A 19,745-nucleotide genomic window follows, 5' to 3' on the forward strand; every position below is an offset into this window, starting at 1 on the left:
GTTAATTTTTCGCTATAATCTGCACGATATTTTTACAGGGGAAGTCTTCATGCTATCAAAAAGAGTTCAAGTTTTATCACCATCTTTGACGCTAGCTATCACAGCATTAGCAAGAGATCTTAAAGCACAAGGAAAAGATATCCTTAGCTTTTCAGCAGGTGAACCCGATTTTGACACACCACAACGTGTTAAAGATGCCGCTATTGAAGCCATTAAAAATGGTTTTTCAAAATATACTGCTGTTGCAGGTACGCCTGAAGTCTTAAAAGCGATTGCTGGAAAACTAAAGCGTGAAAATAATCTCGACTACACACCTTCTCAAATTGTTGTCAACGTAGGCGCAAAGCACTCGTTGTTTAACATTTTCCAAGCGATTATTGATGAAGGAGATGAGGTTATTATTCCTTCTCCTTATTGGGTCACTTACCCTGAAATTGTCAAATATTCAGGTGGTATCCCTGTGTATATTGAAACCGATGAATCCACAGATTTTAAAATCACACCTGCACAACTCAAAGCAGCTATTACACCTAAAACAAAAGTGTTGTTGTTTAACACTCCATCCAATCCAACCGGTTCAGTTTATTCAAAAGCTGATTTAGAAGGTATTGCGGAGGTTCTAAAAGGAACCAATATTTTAGTGGTTTCAGATGAAATGTATGAAAAGATTTTATTTGACAATCTAAAATTCACCTCAGTTGCATCTATCAGTGAAGATATGTACAACCGAACCATTACGGTTAATGGTCTGAGTAAATCCGTGGCGATGCCCGGATGGCGTTTTGGTTATCTGGCTTGTCCCATCAAAGAGATTGTCAATGCGATTGTGGATTTACAAGGTCAAAGCACTTCAAACATCAACTCGATCACTCAAAAAGCTGCCATTCCTGCCTTAGAAGGTGATGTCGATGCTGATATTGAAGCAATGCGTGTTGCATTTGAGAGACGTCGTAACATGGCATATGAACTGTTGAGTAATATCCAAGGATTGAGTGTTGTTAAACCTGCGGGTGCTTTTTACCTTTATGTCAATACCAAAGCGATTGAAAATGATTCGATGAAATTTTGTTCAAAACTCCTTGAAGAGACAGGTGTTGCTGTTGTTCCTGGACTGGGATTTGGAACAGAGGGCTATTTTAGACTCTCTTTTGCAACCGATGATGCTACCATCAAAGAAGGCATTGCTCGAATTAAATCTTTTGTTGAAAATTACAAATAACGCTTCTTTTAAAGGGTACTTAAAAAAGTACCCTCCTTTAAAAACTTCTCAAAAAAGTCTAATAGCTTTGCTAAAATTACCACATTATTTTGACCGATAAAGGACAGACATGAACAAATATGTCATCACACTTGCAAACACCTGTTTAGGGTGTAAGAAACCTTCATGCCAAAAAGGGTGCCCTGTTCAAACCCCAATTCCTGAGATGATTCGTCTCTTTTTAGCAGGTGAAATTAAAAAAGCAGGTCAAATGCTTTTTGAAAACAATCCACTTTCTGTTATCTGCTCTTTGGTCTGCCCTCATGAAAAACATTGCGAGGGGCACTGTATTTTAAACAAAAAGGGAACGGCTGTGAGTGTGGGAAGTATTGAAAATTATATTTCTGAGCTTTACATCAATGATAAACAGTTTGAAAAACCCATTCGGAATGGTCATAAAATCGCTATTATTGGTAGTGGTCCTGCAGGTATTGCTTTGGCATTTATTTTAGCGGCAAAAGGATATGAAATCACCATGTACGATGCCAACGATAAAATCGGAGGTGTACTTCGTTATGGAATTCCGGATTTCAGACTCGATAAAACGATTTTAGATACGATAGAGAGTAAACTAGGTCAATTAGGAGTCATTATTCGACCTAATATTACCATTGGTAAGAATATTACCGTTGGGGATCTTTTCCGTGATGAATTTAAAGCCGTTTTTATTGGAACGGGCGTGTGGTCACCTAAAAAGCTAGGAATTAAAGGGGAGAGTTTAGGACACGTCCATTTTGCGATTGATTATCTTAAAAGTCCTTCGGTGTATCGTTTAGGGAAAAAAGTAGTGGTTTTAGGTGCTGGAAATGTGGCAATGGATGTAGCAAGAACAGCGATACGCAGTGGTGCGCAAGAGGTGATTGTGATGTATCGTAAAGGCATGGAAGATATTCCTGCTTCTAAGCATGAAGTAGAATGCGCCAAAATGGATGGTGTCAAATTTGAACTCTACAAACAACCTATTGAAATTACAGAAGACGGAGTCAAATACCGAACCACTGATGAGCATCAAGAAGAGGGATTACTGAATGCAAATACTATTTTAATTGCCATCAGTCAAACTCCCAAAGACAATATCATTCAAGGTGCGAGAGAAATTGAAGTTGATGGAAAAGGTTTAGTCATTACCGATGAAAGTGGACATACAACCATGCAAGGAGTTTTTGCATCAGGGGATGTGGTAACGGGAGCAAGAACTGTTGTAGAAGCCGTTTCATTTTCAAAACGGGTTGCGATTGCGATAGAAGAGTATATTACTTCATTATAAAAGAGGTTTACATGTAACGCTTTACATGTAAGCCTCTTTTGTTTTTATTATTTTGATTCAGCGTTAAAACGCTCTTTTGCTTCTTTAAGCGCATTAATCAATTCATCAATATTTTCATAGGGAATATGCGCTTTCCAATCTGGCTCTTGCGCACTGTTTTTCAATGAAATTCCAATACTCACAACAGGAAATGAACCATTTCCATAAGGCTCTTCTAAATGTGATACGGAAATCATGCCATGTTTTGTTCCCGCCAAAGCAATTTTTGTTAGTACTGTATTTTTTCCACCCATTCTGAATCCTTTAATTCTTTTTGAAAAATCGAGCAAGTTTGGCATTATTTTTGAGCCATTCACTTTGCAATGTCAGAGGAAATCCACCATAGACCTTGCCTCCCTCGATTGATTTTGAAACGCCACCACGTGCTGCAATCGTTGCAAAATCACCAATTTCTAAATGTCCAGCTGTGGCACTTTGTCCACCCATAACAACATTGCGACCTAACTTACTCGAACCTGCAAGTCCCGCTTGTGCTACGATAATGCTGTAGGCACCAACTTCACAGTTATGTCCTATTTGCACAAGGTTGTCTATTTTTGTCCCTTTTTTAATGATGGTTGAGCCAAAAACAGCACGATCAATCGTACTATTAGCTCCAATTTCTACCTCTTCTTCCAAAATAACATTACCATGATGGTAAATTTTAACATGTTCTCCCGTCTTAGTATGCGCATAACCAAAACCATCACTCCCAATGACAGCTCCTGCTTGTATCATACAAGAATCTCCGATGATAGCGTTATCATAAATAACCACATTAGGATAAATAGTGACATTTTTTCCAATACGCACATCCGCACCAATACTTACATTGGGCATAATATAACTCCCCTCTTCTACCACACTACGACTGCCAATACTCACATGATGGGAAACATGAGCTTTGGGAGAAATATTTGAAGGCATAGACGTATCAAAAGGGGCTTTGGCAAAGAGTTTACTCGCATATGCCATACTCAAGTAGGGATTGTCACTCACTAAAAGACGACAATGAGAAGGAACAAAACCTTCAAAAGCAGGACTAACAATAACCGCTCCTGCTTTCGTTGTTTTTAAATCATCTAAGAGTTTTGGATCAGATAAGAAAGAGATATGCTCAGATGTGGCATCTTTAAGAGGTGCAAAAGAACGCACCTCCTTATCTTCTCCCTCAAAGGCTAACTGCATGGTTTGCGCTAAAAAACTAAGCTTCATCATTACATATCCAATGCGACAGAACCGCTTCTGACAATATCCGTAGGATTATATTTTTTCACTGCTTTTAAAAAGTTATCAATGCGATCATAATCATCAGCTACCATGATGACTATCGACTCTTCCCCACTGCTTGCAATCGTTCCATTATACGCTTTAAGCATCGCATCCAATCCATTAAAATCTTCACTAAGTGGAATTTTGACCAGTGCCATCTCTTTTTCAACAAACTGTCCTGACTCGATGACCTTGTAGGTTGGAATCAATTTATGCAACTGCTTCACAATTTGTTCTAAAACATGCTCGTTACCTGAGGTAACAATGGTTAAACGTGAGAGATTGGTTTTAGGAATAGGCGCGACGGTTAAGGAGTCAATATTGTATCCACGTCCTGCAAAAAGCCCAGAAATACGAGATAAAACACCATCCTCATTTAAGACAATAACCGATAAAACTCTTCTGGTATATTCCATCTCTTACTCCTTGTACTCAAGCATCATGTTATACAAAGTTCCACCCGCTGGAACCATTGGTAAAACATTTTCAAAGCGATCAACATTCACATCAATCATACAGACAACATTTGAAGCAACGGCCTCTTCAAAGGCTTTGTCAAACTCTTCTTTGGTTTTAACCCTAAACCCACGTCCTCCAAAACTCTCCACCAATTTTACAAAATCAGGTTGCATGGTTAAGTCGGTAGAAGAGTAACGTTTGTCATAAAAGAAAGTTTGCCATTGGCGAACCATTCCTAAAAATTGATTATTTAAAATGACATTGATGACAGGTATACGACTCTCAACGGCTGTCATCAGCTCTTGAATGTTCATCAAAATCGAACCATCCCCTGTAAAATTGACAACCGCTTTATCAGGCATTGCCACTTTGGCACCCAAAGCAGCTGGAAGTCCATACCCCATCGTACCTAAACCTCCACTGGTAAGCCATTGTCTAGGGTAAGAGAAGGGATAAAACTGTGCCGTCCACATTTGGTGTTGTCCCACATCCGTACAGATAACTGCTTTGTCACCTAAAATCTCTCCTACACGCTCAATCGCCCATTGCGGTTTAATGACCTCGTTAGAATCTTCGTATTTTAAAGGATGAATTTCATTGTAGCGATTTAACAGATCTCGCCATGGTTTATACTTTTCCTCTTTAACATGCTCTTTGGCTAAAGGCATCATCGCCTCAATAACATTTTTCAAATCCCCAACAATCGGATAATCAATCGGAACAATTTTACCGATGCTACTAGGGTCAATATCGACATGAATAATTTTGGCATGTTTTGCAAATTCGCTGAGTTTTCCTGTAACCCTATCATCAAAACGAGCACCAAATGCAATCATCAAATCAGCTTCACTCATCGCCATATTCGCACTATAACAGCCATGCATTCCAAGCATACCAAGAAGCAGTGGATTATCATGACCCATAACACCACGTGCCATTAAAGTTTCAACCGCAGGAATACCACACAAAGCCGCTAATTCTCTAATTTCAGATGCTGCGTCTGAATGAATCGCTCCACCACCAATATATAAAACAGGACGTTTTGACGCAACAATCGCCTCAATAGCCTTTTTAATTTGGCGAGGATTGCCTTTGTAGGTTGGCTTATACGTTTGCATTTTAATATCAGTTGGATAAGCAAAATGTCCCATTTGAGCTGTAACATCTTTAGGAATATCCACATGTACAGGACCCGGTCTGCCACTTCTTGCGATATAAAATGCCTCTTTTAAAATACGTGGCAAATCTTTAACATGCTTCACCAAATAGTTGTGTTTAACACACGGACGGCTAATACCCACTGCATCAATCTCTTGAAACGCATCTGTTCCAATCATACTAATAGGAACCTGCCCGCTAATCACCACCATAGGAATCGAATCCATATAGGCTGTTGCTAACCCTGTTACAGCGTTGGTGAAACCAGGACCACTGGTCACAAAGGCAACCCCTACTTCCCCACTGGCTCTTGCATAACCATCGGCTGCGTGAATCGCTGCTTGTTCGTGCCTTGTTAAAATATGTTTAAAATGGTTTTGTTTATACACTTCATCATAAACATTCATAATCGCACCACCAGGATAGCCAAAGACGACGCTGACGTTCTCCTTCCGTAGTGCTTCAATGACCATTTGGGAACCGCTTAACTCCATGACCTCTCCTTTCATATTTTTAATAACGGCTTTTGAGCAAAGCTCAAAAACCTACGTTGCACTTGCCGCTAAAGCTTGCCTCTTGCGAGGCAGAATATTTTACATGTAACGCAAAGCTCAAAAACCTACGTTGCACTTGGCGCTAAAGCTTGCCTCTTACGAGGCAGAATATTTTACATGTAACGCAAAGCTCAAAAACCTACGTTGCACTCCAACTTACCAATATCTTTACATGTAAAAGGGACAGAAAGTAAAAAATTTTTGATTATTTACCTTTTGTAGCATTTACAGTCTGTAAAAAAGTGGGTTATTATAGCAAAGAAATATTAAACTTTTCGAACACTATGCCCTAAACAACGCAGGTTTACTTTCTTAAATTAGACTTCTTGCAAAACACATTTTGTAAGAAGGAAAAGCACTAAGGGTACGTGGGCTTTTGACCAAAGAAAGAACAGTGTTAACGTAGCCCTTAGCGCTTTGCTTGAAAGGCATGTTAAGAGTTCTGTAAGAACTCTATTAAAAGATTCTAACCTTACCTTGACAATGAGCCAGTGCAACACCTTCACGCAGACCATCATCAATAACCACACAACGATCAAAACCCAATTTCCGCATAATCGCTTTGACAATTAAAATTCCCACAACGATCAAATCCCTGCGATTAGTACCTGTGTAACGTTCTGCATCTTCATGATTTAACGCAATAAGCTTTGTATACGCTTGATCAAAATCTTTTACATATAATACTTTTCCATTGACTTTCGATGCGTCATAATGCGCATAATCAAGCCCCTCTAAAAAAGCAGCAACGGTCGTAGGTGTTCCAGCAGTTGTTACTAATTGTAAATAATTCTCTTCAATTCCACCCTCTTTAGGAAGAAAATCCTCAATGGACTCTACAATACGTGTTACATTTTGTTCAATATCTGTTCGATACTGTTCGGCTACACTGATAATGCCAAAAGGGAAACTTTTTGTAGTTTTTTCGCCATTTTTACAAAAAATAAGTTCAGTAGAACCACCGCCTAAATCAAATAAAGCATACGTATGCGCAGCAAATCCTTCTCTTTGGAGCGCATGCTCAATCGCTAAAGAGGTAAAATACGCCTCTTGTTCGCCTGAAATAATCTCAAAATTAAGCCCAAAACGACGTTTTATCTCTTCTAAAATTTCTTGTGAATTCAAAGCAACACGCATGGCTTGGGTGGTCACACAAACAGAAGGTTCATGCTTGAAATCAAAAAGAGAAGAAGCCTCTTCGAGCGCTGAAAAAATAGCTCTTTGCGCCTCTTCACCAATACGCATGGTCGCATGTAACTCTTTAGCCGTACGCACAATCTTCTCGTACGTTCTAACTTTTACACGCTTTTGACACTCTATTTCAACAATACGTAACGTATTGGAGCCTAAATCGCACGCAATCATCTTCGACCACGAAACAATTTTACAAGTCCCCAAAAAATCAAGCGAATAAATCCAATCACTGCATAAACAATAAACGTATAAAGCAAAGGATGATACGGCTGATGGGACATCAACTGTTGAAAATGCTCGATAGGATGGGAAATCCATTGGTTCATATGTATACCTAACGCTAAAAATACTAACAATAATAGAAAAATAAAAAACTCTTTTTTCATAACACGTGCTTCACTTTCGAATAAGAATAGAGGATGGATTTTAAGAAAAAGTAGCTTAAGAGGAGGTTTTTTGATGTTACATAGTCGCTATATTTTCAGAAAATTATAAACAAGTAAAATTATTAAGTATAATTTTATTAACCAAGGAAAACCTCAGATTGTTGGAAGTAGAATGGGGGAACACAACAAAAAGGACGGACAATCTATGAAAAACGACAAAATCATAGAAGAGATACTTCGTGATCTTGAAAAACAGGAGAGTGGCCTTTCTCGCCGTGAAGCGATGAAACTTCTAGCCCTCTCTCCAATGGTAGCTGGTATTGTAGGAAGCAGTGCAACTGCAACTTCTGCAAAGGCAGCTTCAAATGCAATAGGAAAAATCGTCATTGTTGGTGGAGGACTCGCAGGTGTTGCAACCGCCGCTAAGCTTACGCACAACCTTTCAAATCCAGACATTACGATTATTGAACCTAACCCAACATCTGTTTCATACCAGCCAGGACAAACCCTCATTGCAGCCGGTGTTTGGCAAAAGAGTGATATCACCTATGAAACTGAAAAATTCATTCCTAAAGGGGTCAAGTGGATTCAAGACTGGGTGGTAGAATTTAATCCTGACGCCAATAAAGTGATTTTGAAAAATGGTACAGAAGTCAGTTATGACTATTTGATTGTAGCCACAGGTTTAATGCTCAACTTTGGCGCGATTAAAGGGCTTGAAGGTGAGATAACCTCTTCGGGGGAGAATAGCATTGTTAAAAAGAAAATAGGTAAAGAGGGAGTTTACTCTATCTATTTTGCAGACGGTGCCGTTGATACCTACAAAGGCATTCAAGAGTTAATTGCTAAGGCTAAGGCACACAAAGGCAGTGAAAAACTACAAGCGATTTTTACAGACCCAGACACTGCGATTAAGTGTGGTGGTGCGCCTAAAAAAATCATGTATATCGCCCATGATTTATTGAGTAAAGCGGGTGTGAGAGATAAAGTGGAGTTGACCTTCTGCCCTTCAGGTGATAAAATGTTTGGTGTACCTGAGTACCATGAAGCTATTTTAAAACAGTTCCAGGTTAGAGACTTTAAATGGGAATACAAAACCAATCTTGTGGCAATCGACACGGATAAAAAAATAGCAACGTTTGAGAAAAAATGGCTTGAAAAAGGCGAATACGACGAAGATTTAGAAGAATACACCATGGTGGTTAAAAGCCAAAATGTTGAGAAAAAATATGACTTTATTCATATCACGCCACCGCAAAAAGCCTCTGACATTGTTGGCAAATCGCCTCTTGGTTCTAGCAAAGGGTGGATGCCTGTGGTGAAAGAGACCTTGCAACATGTCACCTATAAAAATGTCTTTGGAATTGGGGATATTGCAGCGCTTCCTATGGGAAAAACAGGTGGAAGTGCGAGAAAACAGTATGGCGTTGTCGTAGATAATCTCATCGCCGTGATGGAGAAAAAAGAGAAATTACCTGCTGCCTATGATGGTTATACGGTGTGTCCATTGGTTACAAGTATAGGCACTATTATGATGGCAGAGTTTAACTGGACGGCGAAACCAACGCCTTCGTTTCCACTTGATCCAACACAAGAACGATGGATATGGTGGTTAGTGAAAGTTTATGCCTTAAAACCAATGACAATTTACGGCATGCTCTCAGGTCGTGCTTAATGAAACAGATGATACAAAAAGGACTAAAAATGAAAAAAATCAATGTAGCATTATCGCTGATGGTTGCCCTTGTCGTGTTAAGTGGTTGTGATTCGAAGCCAAAAGAAGAAGTAAAATCGTATAAATATACCACGGATGTTGTCTATAAAGAGACATGTCTGCATTGCCACGGTACAAAAGGTGAAGGTGTAGCGGAGAAAAAAAGCCCTGCTATCAACAAACTGACTGTTTGATATCAAAAATGGAGGCTTGGGTCAATCCACCGCCAGCGAGCATGAAGTGATGGAACACAACATGAAAAAACTGGCTGAAAAAGGGTATGACTACGACATTAAAGCGATGGCAAACTATATCTACAATAGCTTTCATCCCGCTCAATAAAACGGATACGGATGTTTTTTAAATCTCATAGAGCGCAAAAAACATCCTCCTCTTCCATGAATCATACACCGCCTCAAACGTATGTTTTTGTATGGCCTTTGTGTACGCGCATTATCCATTGGATTATTGCGCTCTCTTTTTTCTTCTCGTTTATCACATCCTTTTTTTATCCTCTTTTTAAATGGCATGTTGCCTTTGGATTTATCTTTGGGATTGTTTTGCTTTTTAGAATTATTTGGGGATTTATCGGACCTTCGTATGCTAAATTTAAAACTTTTAAACTCAGTTTTGAGGCTTTAAAATTCTATTTTGTTGAAAAAATTCAAAACCGATGGCGTAAAATCTATGCAGGACACAATGCCGCATCAAGCTGGTTTACGCTGATTGTCTTAACGCTTGGAAGCTTCATTGTTTTGAGCGGATTTATGTTGCAAGGAGTGCAAGAAGCCAGCGGTCTTTTTGCCTTTTTAAATCCTTCTTATTTTTCACACGCTTTCACGCTTTCCTTTTTTCATCAAGCCTTTTCCTACCTGCTTCTTTCCTGTGCCATCGTACATATTTTGGGTGTTTTGATTGAACAGTTTTACCACAAAACAGAGATGGTTTTTGCCATGATTACGGGATATAAAAAAGCAGAAGGCAAAACAACGCACATCTCAATGCGTTTACAATTTTTTGCCTATGGCATTATCTTTTTATGCCTTGCAATCCTTTTACATGTAAAGATAAATCCAACGACAATACTCACACAAAGCCATTTTGAAAATCGTGATTTTAAAGCAGAACATTTAGCCTATGAGCGCTGTGAAAAATGTCATAAAACCTACCCTCCTTTTATGTTACCCAAAGATTCATGGGTGAGGCTTATGGGAGGTTTAGAGAACCATTTTGGAGAAAAAATCACAGAACATAACATCACTAAAGCAGACCAAAAAAGCATTGAAGCCTATCTTGTTGCCAACAGTGCAGAACACTCTAGCCATAAACTTGCCTTCAACACCCTACACTCTTTAGGTGAACTTCGTCCCCTTTCTATGCGAAAAGTCCCGTACTGGAGAGAGATTCACAAAAATATTCCCATGCCAACAGACGTTAAAAATGGTTCTAACTGCTTTGCTTGTCATACCAACTTTGAGTATGGCATTTTAGATAAAGCGCATATCAAGCTCCATTAGAGTTCTTGCAGAACTCCTGACACGCCTTTAAAGCAAAGCTCAAAACGCAGTTTCTGTGAAAAGGCTACGTTAACACTAGGTTTTTTTTGGCAAAAAGCCCACGCACCTTTGGTGCTTTTCCTTCTTGCAAAATTAATTTTGCAAAAAGTCTATTTAAGTTCTTCATAAACCACCTTCTACAAAAACGCTATCCATAAGATAAAATTTTTTTAGAATCATCTTTTGGCTATAATCGCTTAAAACAGAGCAAAGGAAGACAAATGCTTTTAGGTATAAATATTGATCATATTGCGGTGCTTAGAGAAGCGAGAAAAGTCAACGACCCTGATCCTTTGGATGCCATCTCTTTAGTGAAACGTTCAGGAGCGGATCAAATTACCATTCATCTAAGAGAAGACCGCCGTCACATCAATGATGATGATGCTTCTAAAATCATTCAAAACGCACAACTTCCTGTTAATTTAGAGTGTTCTATTAATGAAGAGATTATTGAAAAAGTTTTAGAACTTCGTCCACACCGTGCAACATTAGTTCCTGAAAAACGTGAAGAAGTGACAACGGAGGGAGGGCTAGATGTGTATAAAAACCAAACACGTATCACAGATATCGCCAAACGTTTAGCCAAAGAGCATATTGAACTTTCACTCTTTATTGACCCAACAAGCGCTATGATAGAAGCATCTCAACAAACAGGCGCTCAATGGGTAGAACTGCATACGGGTCTTTATGCCAACATTTACGCCATGCTCTACTCTAACCTCTCTCGCTCAGCACATAGCATTAAAGCCTTAGAATTAGACAGAGAATCCTTACATGTAAAGCTAATTGAAGCCACGCATGAACTTGAAATGGCAGCTAAATATGCTCATCAATTAGGGCTTAAAGTAGCAGCAGGGCATGGATTAAACTACCACAATGTCAAACGTATTGTACAAATTAAAGAAATTTGCGAACTGAACATTGGACAGAGCATCATCGCACGCTCTGTTTTTGTTGGGTTTGAAAGCGCTATCAAAGAGATGTTAGGATTGTTACGATGAAAAAAATAGCGATTAGCATTGGGGATTTAAATGGAATTGGTCTGGAAATTGCGCTAAGAGCGCATGATGAAGTTAAAAAGCTGTGCCAACCGATTTATTGTATTAATGAAAATATGCTAGGTTGGGGGGCTGCGCTTTTAGGCTTAGATGTTCCTTTGGATTTTGAGATACGAGATTGTGGCAAAGTTTTTGAAATTGAAGCAGGTGTCTGTTCAGCAGAAGCGGGAGAGAGTTCGTATGACTCTTTTATTACTGCTGTGGCTTTGGCTAAAAGTAATGAAGTCAGTGGCATTGTCACCCTTCCTATTAACAAAGAGTCATGGGCAATGGCAGGACTGGAGTACAAAGGTCATACCGATGCACTCAGTGATTTATTGGGTTGTGAAGCGATTATGATGCTAGGATGTGAGGAGATGTTTACCATTTTATACACCCATCATATTCCTTTGTGTGATGTTCCGCATGAAATCAAAGCAAAAAAACTCAAACCTTTTTTACTCAAAGTCTATGAAGAGCTAGGGGAAGATAAAATCGCTGTCTTAGGACTGAACCCACATGCGGGAGATAATGGTGTCATTGGAGGAGAAGAAGAGGAGATTAAAAAAGCGATTGCAAAAGCAAACCACTTTTTAGAGCGTGAAGTCTTTATAGGACCTTTAGTTCCTGATATGGCATTTACCAAAGCCAATCGTGAGAAATTTCGCTACTTCGTCTGTATGTATCACGATCAAGGACTGATTCCACTCAAAGCACTCTATTTTGATGAAAGCATTAATGTAAGCCTCAATGCAGGCGTTGTTCGAACATCCGTCGATCATGGAACAGCATTTGATATTGCCTATAAAGATGCACATCCCTCAATACTCAGTTACGTAAATGCGATTAAAGAAGCAGTTAAACTCGCTAATGGAAAAAAATTACTTACATTTTAGAATCAGATAACGAAGAGAGTTTTACATGTAAAGATTTGAGCGTTTCTAAAGCGCTCTTTTCTTCGTTATTTTCAAGCGACATATCGTTATGCTGAGGTTTTTTATAGACCCTATCGTAATACTCCACTAAAAGCATCGCTACCACTTTTTCAAGGTCATGATGCTCATACGCTTCCAAAATCGCTTCTTTTATATTTTTTTGAATGTAAGGGGTGATTTTATACATCGCATGATAAAAAAACTCAGGGCTCATCGTTTGATAATCATTTAAAATACGTTGAATACGCTGTTCTAATGGCGCAAAAACTTCAACACGAAACCCTTGATGAATACGTTGATACAGCAGTGAAGGAATGGTACATCTACCCATTTTTTTACTTTCTGCTTCCACAAAAATATACGATTCTGGCGGCAATGCTCGAAGCCTCTCGTACAAATGATTTTCAAAACTCTTTTGGCTAGGCTGAATTCCTTTGATACTTCCAAAACTTGAACCTAAATGATTGGCAAGAGATTCAAGGTCTAAAGAAGAGGAGAGTTTTTGAAGCAACTCACTTTTTCCGCAGCCTGTATTGCCACCTAAGACAATAAAACGGTTGTGGGGCAAATGTTCTAAGTAATTTAAAACATGGTAGCGATAACGTTTATAGCCACCTTGAAGACGAAATACCTGATAGCCAATATGAGAGAGAATGATAGCCAGAGAACTTGACCTAAGCCCTCCTTTAGCACAATAAATACCTATTTTTGAACCTATTTTATAGGCTCTACCAATCTCCATTAAATGACGTGCAGCATTAAGGCAGATATAGTGTGCCCCTAAAAGCTTTGCATCGTTATGCGACACTTGTTTATAAACCGTTCCTACTTCATGATGTTCCGCGTCATTTAACGCATAATAATTAGAAGCACTAGGGATATGGGATTCATTAAACTCTTTAGGGCTTCGTGCATCAATAAGCAAATCAAAAGAGGATTTTTGCGCTATAAACGCCTCAATCTCTAAATCCTTTAGCATGAAAGATACTTTGGAATCAAACCTTTAAGATGTGTGTAGATTTTTTCAAAATCAGCCCCATAAACTCTGCTATCCGCAATGGTGGTAATAAAGTTGGTATCACCTAACCAGCGAGGAATCACATGATAATGAATATGTTCAGCAATGCCCGCTCCACCACTTTTACCTAAATTCATTCCTAAATTCACTCCTTGCGCTCCAATGCCCTCTTTTAAAAGAACAATACAACGCTGCACAATGAAAGAGATATGCATCCACACTTCAGGACTTAACGCTTCAACACAGTCAGTATGGTGGTGCGGAATTACCATAAAATGCCCAGGAGAGTACGGGTAACGATTCATAACAATAAAACAGTGTTCATCACGGTAAAGTACATGATGTTCTTCATCTTTTTGGGGATGGTTTGTAATATTACAAAAAACACATCCTTCTGGTTTTTCACTAAAATAAGCACTGCGCCATGGTGCGTACATATAATCCATCAATCTACCTTTTTTATCGCACGAAGAGAAGCTTCTATGTCATCTTCTCGCATAAAATACTCTCCAATTAAAAACGCATCTGCACCGACCTGACTTAGATGCTTAATAGTCTCTTTATCATTCAAGCCACTCTCTGCGACAATAATTTTATTTTGAGGAATCAGGGGCATCAGCTTTTCCGTTAAACTCATATCCATCTCAAACGTCTCTAAATTTCGATGGTTTATCCCGATAATATTAGCTCCCGCATACATCGCTTTGACTAAATCTTCTTTGTCATGTATTTCGACTAAAACTTCTAGTCCAAGTCGTAATGCATACTCCAATAAATGCTTAAGTTCAGTTTTACTCAGCGCTTTTGCAATCAATAAAATAAAATCAGCCCCATATACAAGCGCTTCTAAGATTTGATACTCATCAATAATAAAATCTTTACGCAACAAAGGGGTTGGAACATAACGGCGAATTTGAGTGAGGTATTCTAAGTTGCCTTTAAAATAGTGTGGCTCCGTGAGTACAGAGATAGCATCAGCGCCTCCAAGTTCATACGCCTTAGCAATCATCAAAGGGTCAAAATCCTCTTTAATAATTCCCTTACTTGGACTTGCCTTTTTGACTTCAGCAATAATGCGATAAGGGTTTTGTGGGGTCGCTTTCAGGTAGGGCTTTACATCACGAGGCATAAAAGGGTTGAAGGCAAGGCTTCTTCCCAACCAATCCATCGTGTACTCTTTTTTCTTTTTCTCTAAATCCTCACGTGTACGCTTAATAATCTCATCTAAAATCATTATTTTTTCTCTTCTAAACATTTTTTAATAGCATTAAGGTGTTCCAAAACTTCTTCTTCCATAATCGACTCACCCAACTCTTTGATGATTTCATACGCCTTTTCACATTGTCCAATCTTGTAGTATCCCCATGCCAATGAGTCAAGATAAAAAGGAGAATTGGGTTCCATTTTAAGGGCTTCTTGAACTAAACTAATCCCTTTTTCAATCTGCATATCATGGTCAATCAACAAATAACCATAATAGTTAAAATAGACCGAATCCCGTAAAACACTCGTCACTTCTTCAAATTTACTGGCAATCGACTGAAGCACTTCAGCCGTTAAATCATTCTTATGCAACTCATATTCATAAATAGCCATTTTTCCCAAATAATCAAGATTTTTACTCTCATTGTACAAACGCTCTGCCAATGTATAGGCATCTAAAAAACGTTTTTGTGTCGCATAAATGTGTAAAAGCATATCTTGATTGTAGGGAGTTTCTTGCAGAAAATCAATGGCACCTTTTGTATCTTTCATATACAACATCAATTCTATAATTTTTTTAGACAACTCTTCATTTTGATGCTCTTTATAGAGCTTTTTATAAGTTGCAATTAAGCCTTGTACATTGCGTTCTCGTCCATAAATCTCAATCAATTTAAAACACGTTTTATTGCCACAGCCTTCCATATTGGCATAAGTTTCTAAATGTGCGATAGCATCATCCCTACGATCCAAAAAGCGGTATTGTAACTCAACAATGTTAATGAGTAAATCCTCAGACTGTTCTTGTTTATAGGCACTTTCAAAATACTTAAGTGCTAGATCATACGCTTTCATTTGAAGGTATAAATTCCCAGCGATACTTAAATGTTGAACACTTTTATCGTGTGCGATGAGTTTTAAAATCTCTTTTTCTGCTTCTTCGTAGCGTTTTTCTTTCACCAACTGCCCAACCCACAAACGGTTAAAGTTTTTCTCATCAGGGTATTTTTGAAGCCCTTCTTGAATGAGCGTGGACGCATCAGGCTCGCCTAAAACAAACGCCAGTCCAGCATCTTCCATCAAATAAACTTTTTTTTGACTCTGTTCATACAAAAGATGGTAAATTTTTCTAGCATTGACATAATCACCATTTTGTTGGTAATTCAAAGCTTGCAAAATAAGATTGTCTTCTTCTTCAAACACTTTTTTAGTGGTTTCATTAAGCACAACAACCTCTTTTGTGCTACATCCTACGACTAAAAAGAGAACGACTATAAGCGAATAATACCGGGACATTCTGAAACTACCTCGTCAATGTTTTCTTTAAAATATTCCCAAAAAGGAAAGGTTCGACACTGAGATGGACGCACGTCATAGATGGAACAACTCTTTTTTGCTCTATCAAAAAAGATACACCCATACCCATCTTCATACGCAACCTCTTTAATCGTGAAACGATAGCGAATTTTTAGTAAATAGTTATTGATAAACGTCTCTTTTGTTAATAAAAGTTTTTCAGCCATGGCTGCTATCTCTAAGGGCGTCACCCAAATGTATCCGCTTTCGCCTATACAACAGCGTCCTTCACAACTTTGACACGCTTTGGGATTGAAGGCATAAGGATAATTTTCACAATAGATTAATTCGTCCATTCAAGACTCTTTGTTTGGGAATGTTTAAAAATTGCTTGAGCTTCTTCGCTCATCTCATTTTGCTGATACATCATTAAAGGTGCGTGGATTTTGCACAATGATTTTGAATTTTTACGTGCACTAACCAACACCAAAGAGGCTTCTTTATCCTCTTTAGGGTGAACGAAACGGAGCGCTTCAACGCTGAGTTTATTTTCAAGCAAAGCATGCATAACGTTGCCTAATTGTTTAGCATCATAGCAGAAACAAAAATAACCACGATTGGAGAGATTTTTACTGACCTTTTTCACAAAGGCCTCAAAAGGTAACGCACTACTATAACGACTTAAGCGCAGGGATTCATTCTCGCTTTTGACAACACCTTGATGATAAAAAGGAGGATTTGAAATGATAAAATCAAATTTAAACTCAAAACGCTCCTCTAAAAAATCCTTACATGTAAACGCTTCCATCTCTAAATGATTGGCTAAGGCATTGGCGTGTGCAATCTCACAATTTTTAGCTTGAATATCCAAAAGATGTACCTCTAAAGTAGGAAAATCACGTTTGAGCAAAAGTCCTAAGATGCCACATCCACATCCAACATCTAAAACCCTCCCTTTGGGTTTAAGGCGTGCGATAAAATCGTATAAAAAAAGGGTGTCACTGTTATAGCGATACCCTTCGTTGGGTTGAAAGAGTGTCAGCATTAGCGATAAACCTTGATTTGGAACCCTCTTGCCTTATCCAATTCAATGTTCGAAAGAGCATAGCTGATTTTTGCACCCTCTCCAAGCTGTTCTGTTACCAAATCACCTCCAGCTTTCGCTCTGGCTTTTCCTAAACCAATGTTTGCCAATCCACTGATGCGATCAATCTCGCTCTCTTCAACACCCATTTTTTTACTCTTAATCAATTTTAAAGAAGCAAATCCACCATTATCGACAATGGGAGTTACCTCAAAAAAGTATGAAGTATCGTATTGCGATAAAAAGGCTTTGACTTCATTGTGGCATTGACGAGAAATCGCATTGACCCCTGTTCCCATATCCGTACACGTAATTTGACTCACATAACTGAGCTTTTCACTCTTCTTCGTTACAGGAGCTGGTTGCGATGGCACTGCCACACTTTTTTTAAGAGCATTTTCTTTGGCATTCAGTGCTTCCAAATATGCCATCTCTTTTTGTTTTAGCTCCTCTTTGAGCTTTACATGTAAAGCCTCTTTCTCTTTCACCTCATCGTAAAGTTTTTTGAGTTTGACCTCACTTTCACGCTGTTCTTTTTCCATCATCGCTAGTTTTGAATTTAAGGCTACCACTTCATTACTGTGTTCCAAAGCACGTGTGGATTTTGCCTCTTCTTTTTTTACATGTAACGCTTCTAATGCCTTCTCTTTCTCTTTGAGACTCTCTTTAAGCTCCACAATCAACACATGCGCTTCTTTAAGTTTGCTCATCTCTTCTTTTTGATTTTTATCGCTTTGTTGATTAAGAAGGGCTAGATTTGCTTTGAGCGTTTTTAACTCTTGTTCATACGTTTGCGTTTGAAGGCTTAAAGCATCATTGGTTCGTACCAACTCTTCATTTTGATGTTTCATCCGATCATAATTCTCTTGTGCTGTTGTTTTATATTCATTCAGCTGTTTATCCAGTTGCAAGAGTAATTCTTGTTTATAACGATCAAAATGTGCTATTTTTTCATTGAAAATACGGTAATTTTTATTGTGTGTTTTGTTACTCTCTTCCAGACGTTTTTGCACTTCAGTTTCAAAATTTTGCGTTTGAGCTTCCAGAGTAGCAACCTTGCTTTCTAACGCTTTAATTTTTCCCTCTTTTTGCGTGCTTCCTTCCATCTCTTTTGTCAAAGAAGCCTCTAAGCCTTGAATGCGTTTTTGACTCGCTTCCTCACCCTCTTTTTGCGTTGAGACCAATGCATCGTAACGTTTTTTCTCCTCTTCAAGATAGTGCTTAAACTTCTCAAAATCTTTCTCATTTTCCAACATTAATGCTTCAATGTGCTTTTTCGCACTGGCAAGTTCAGCGATGAGTTGCTTTTGCTTCTCTTCCTGAGTCGTCACCTTTTTTAAAGCCTCCGCCTCTTTTGCCGCCAATGCCTCTTTCTCTTTGGCAAGCTGTTGAACATACTCCGCTTTTAAACGCTCTATCTCTTCTTTTTGTTCACGAATCAGTTGCTGTCGTTTTTCTTCTGCTTCGGTGAGTTTTTGTGCCTCTTTTTCTAAAGCAACGCCTCTTTCTTTCAGCTGATTCTCTTTTTCGCCCAACTGCTTTGTATGCTCTTCCTCTTTTAAACGCAATTTCTCATATAATTGAGTAATTTCTACTTTGAGTGTAGCGATATTTTTCTCATAAGGAGAGCGTTTAGCCTCTTCTTCTTCACGTACTTTTTGAAGTTCTTTTTCATGGGTAGAGAGTACTTCTTGTTGTTTGCGTTCAAAAGAGAGTATCTCTGATTTGAGTTTATTGTTTTCACTGTTTGAATTTTGAGAAAGTAGAACATTCTCTTTTTGAAGTTCATTGAGTTTTAGTGTCAATTCACTGATATTTTTAAAATGCTGTTCTTCTGCCTCACTTAAACGTGCTGTACTCTTCTCCATCCATCCTTTTTTCTCCTCATCGAATACTTGTTGCTGTGCCTCTAGTTTTCGCATGAGTTCATCTTTATCCGTTGCCATTAAAAGATTATCATGATGTAAAAAAAGTAATGTCTTCTGTAAACGAGCCACCATGCGTTTTAAATCATGCATGGTTAACGCATCTTCTGGAATTTTTTTTCCAAAATCATCCACATAATGCTCTAATTCTAAATTCTCTTCTTTACTTTGTGCCAGTGTCGCCTCTTTGTCAATGTAGCGCTTTTGTAGCTCAAGAGGCAAATCACTAAACTTAACATCTTTTTTAGGAATATAATTCTCACCTAACTCGTCAAAAGAGACACCATCAAAATTACCCAATGAGTAGGAGGCGATGCCTCCTGCAACCACAACAGAACCTAAAAAGAGATTGAGCCATTGCGAAGAAGAGAGCGTTTTTTTAAACATCCA

General features: G+C 38.5%; 21 protein-coding genes. 8 read left to right on the plus strand and 13 right to left on the minus strand.

The window, feature by feature from the left end:
• Positions 1–49: 49 nt before the first annotated feature.
• Together SDEL_RS06545 and SDEL_RS06550 are read left to right on the plus strand one after the other, a co-directional pair.
• Positions 50–1,219: a pyridoxal phosphate-dependent aminotransferase gene (locus SDEL_RS06545; protein WP_012857062.1), complete on the plus strand. Its 1,170-nt coding sequence runs from the start codon at positions 50–52 to the stop codon at positions 1,217–1,219.
• 109 nt (positions 1,220–1,328) lie between these two features.
• Positions 1,329–2,525 carry an NAD(P)-dependent oxidoreductase gene (locus tag SDEL_RS06550; RefSeq protein WP_012857063.1) on the plus strand — a complete coding sequence of 399 codons (1,197 nt, stop codon included), beginning with the start codon at positions 1,329–1,331 and terminating at the stop codon, positions 2,523–2,525.
• Between the two features lie 47 nt (positions 2,526–2,572).
• Here SDEL_RS06550 and SDEL_RS06555 read toward each other — a convergent pair whose 3' ends face one another.
• The 6 genes from SDEL_RS06555 to SDEL_RS12145 all read right to left on the minus strand — a co-directional run bounded on the left by SDEL_RS06555 (position 2,573) and on the right by SDEL_RS12145 (position 7,527).
• Positions 2,573–2,818, minus strand: a complete 246-nt coding sequence (locus tag SDEL_RS06555; RefSeq protein ID WP_012857064.1) for a hypothetical protein — start codon at positions 2,816–2,818, stop codon at positions 2,573–2,575.
• A 10-nt stretch (positions 2,819–2,828) separates the two neighbouring features.
• Positions 2,829–3,779, minus strand: a complete 951-nt coding sequence (gene lpxD, locus SDEL_RS06560; protein ID WP_041666527.1) for a UDP-3-O-(3-hydroxymyristoyl)glucosamine N-acyltransferase — start codon at positions 3,777–3,779, stop codon at positions 2,829–2,831.
• Positions 3,780–3,781: 2 nt separating this feature from the next.
• A complete protein-coding gene (gene ilvN, locus SDEL_RS06565) occupies positions 3,782–4,252 on the minus strand; it encodes an acetolactate synthase small subunit (RefSeq protein WP_012857066.1) in 471 nt (156 codons plus the stop codon).
• A 3-nt stretch (positions 4,253–4,255) separates the two neighbouring features.
• The gene (locus SDEL_RS06570) at positions 4,256–5,947 is read right to left on the minus strand and encodes an acetolactate synthase large subunit (protein ID WP_012857067.1); all 1,692 of its coding nucleotides are present in this window, start codon (positions 5,945–5,947) and stop codon (positions 4,256–4,258) included.
• Between the two features lie 516 nt (positions 5,948–6,463).
• Complete coding sequence (locus SDEL_RS06575; protein ID WP_012857068.1) at positions 6,464–7,372, minus strand: Ppx/GppA phosphatase family protein; 909 nt, start codon at positions 7,370–7,372, stop codon at positions 6,464–6,466.
• Positions 7,369–7,527, minus strand: a complete 159-nt coding sequence (locus SDEL_RS12145; protein ID WP_190275658.1) for a hypothetical protein — start codon at positions 7,525–7,527, stop codon at positions 7,369–7,371. Before SDEL_RS12145 ends, SDEL_RS06575 begins: the two co-directional genes overlap by 4 nt.
• 265 nt (positions 7,528–7,792) lie before the next feature.
• Between SDEL_RS12145 and SDEL_RS06585 the strand changes: the two genes are divergently transcribed.
• From SDEL_RS06585 to pdxA, 6 genes are all read left to right on the plus strand, one after another.
• Positions 7,793–9,262: an NAD(P)/FAD-dependent oxidoreductase gene (locus tag SDEL_RS06585; RefSeq protein WP_012857069.1), complete on the plus strand. Its 1,470-nt coding sequence runs from the start codon at positions 7,793–7,795 to the stop codon at positions 9,260–9,262.
• A 29-nt stretch (positions 9,263–9,291) separates the two neighbouring features.
• On the plus strand, positions 9,292–9,495 hold the full coding sequence (locus SDEL_RS06590) for a c-type cytochrome (protein ID WP_012857070.1): 204 nt from the start codon (positions 9,292–9,294) through the stop codon (positions 9,493–9,495).
• A 16-nt stretch (positions 9,496–9,511) separates the two neighbouring features.
• On the plus strand, positions 9,512–9,643 hold the full coding sequence (locus SDEL_RS12390) for a hypothetical protein (RefSeq protein ID WP_280938025.1): 132 nt from the start codon (positions 9,512–9,514) through the stop codon (positions 9,641–9,643).
• 11 nt (positions 9,644–9,654) lie between these two features.
• On the plus strand, positions 9,655–10,818 hold the full coding sequence (locus tag SDEL_RS06595; protein WP_012857072.1) for a cytochrome b/b6 domain-containing protein: 1,164 nt from the start codon (positions 9,655–9,657) through the stop codon (positions 10,816–10,818).
• Positions 10,819–11,078: 260 nt separating this feature from the next.
• A complete protein-coding gene (locus tag SDEL_RS06600) occupies positions 11,079–11,858 on the plus strand; it encodes a pyridoxine 5'-phosphate synthase (protein WP_012857073.1) in 780 nt (259 codons plus the stop codon).
• Positions 11,855–12,790, plus strand: a complete 936-nt coding sequence (gene pdxA / locus SDEL_RS06605) for a 4-hydroxythreonine-4-phosphate dehydrogenase (protein WP_012857074.1) — start codon at positions 11,855–11,857, stop codon at positions 12,788–12,790. Before SDEL_RS06600 ends, pdxA begins: the two co-directional genes overlap by 4 nt.
• On the opposite strand, the gene mnmH is transcribed toward pdxA, so the two are convergent.
• From mnmH to SDEL_RS06640, 7 genes are read right to left on the minus strand one after another with little or no spacing between them, the layout of a single operon-like run.
• Complete coding sequence (gene mnmH / locus SDEL_RS06610) at positions 12,780–13,808, minus strand: tRNA 2-selenouridine(34) synthase MnmH (protein ID WP_012857075.1); 1,029 nt, start codon at positions 13,806–13,808, stop codon at positions 12,780–12,782. The genes pdxA and mnmH overlap by 11 nt on opposite strands.
• On the minus strand, positions 13,802–14,293 hold the full coding sequence (locus SDEL_RS06615; RefSeq protein ID WP_012857076.1) for an HIT family protein: 492 nt from the start codon (positions 14,291–14,293) through the stop codon (positions 13,802–13,804). The genes mnmH and SDEL_RS06615 overlap by 7 nt, the downstream gene beginning before the upstream one ends.
• Positions 14,293–15,081: an indole-3-glycerol phosphate synthase TrpC gene (gene trpC / locus SDEL_RS06620; protein WP_012857077.1), complete on the minus strand. Its 789-nt coding sequence runs from the start codon at positions 15,079–15,081 to the stop codon at positions 14,293–14,295. The genes SDEL_RS06615 and trpC overlap by 1 nt, the downstream gene beginning before the upstream one ends.
• Positions 15,081–16,346: a tetratricopeptide repeat protein gene (locus SDEL_RS06625; RefSeq protein ID WP_012857078.1), complete on the minus strand. Its 1,266-nt coding sequence runs from the start codon at positions 16,344–16,346 to the stop codon at positions 15,081–15,083. Before SDEL_RS06625 ends, trpC begins: the two co-directional genes overlap by 1 nt.
• Positions 16,322–16,702 (minus strand): YkgJ family cysteine cluster protein, encoded by a 381-nt coding sequence (locus SDEL_RS06630; protein ID WP_012857079.1) that lies wholly within the window; start codon positions 16,700–16,702, stop codon positions 16,322–16,324. The genes SDEL_RS06625 and SDEL_RS06630 overlap by 25 nt, the downstream gene beginning before the upstream one ends.
• Complete coding sequence (locus tag SDEL_RS06635; protein ID WP_012857080.1) at positions 16,690–17,391, minus strand: tRNA1(Val) (adenine(37)-N6)-methyltransferase; 702 nt, start codon at positions 17,389–17,391, stop codon at positions 16,690–16,692. The genes SDEL_RS06630 and SDEL_RS06635 overlap by 13 nt, the downstream gene beginning before the upstream one ends.
• Complete coding sequence (locus SDEL_RS06640; protein ID WP_012857081.1) at positions 17,391–19,742, minus strand: coiled-coil domain-containing protein; 2,352 nt, start codon at positions 19,740–19,742, stop codon at positions 17,391–17,393. Before SDEL_RS06640 ends, SDEL_RS06635 begins: the two co-directional genes overlap by 1 nt.
• Positions 19,743–19,745 lie beyond the last annotated feature (3 nt).

This window comes from Sulfurospirillum deleyianum DSM 6946, from assembly GCF_000024885.1.
Classification (GTDB): domain Bacteria; phylum Campylobacterota; class Campylobacteria; order Campylobacterales; family Sulfurospirillaceae; genus Sulfurospirillum; species Sulfurospirillum deleyianum.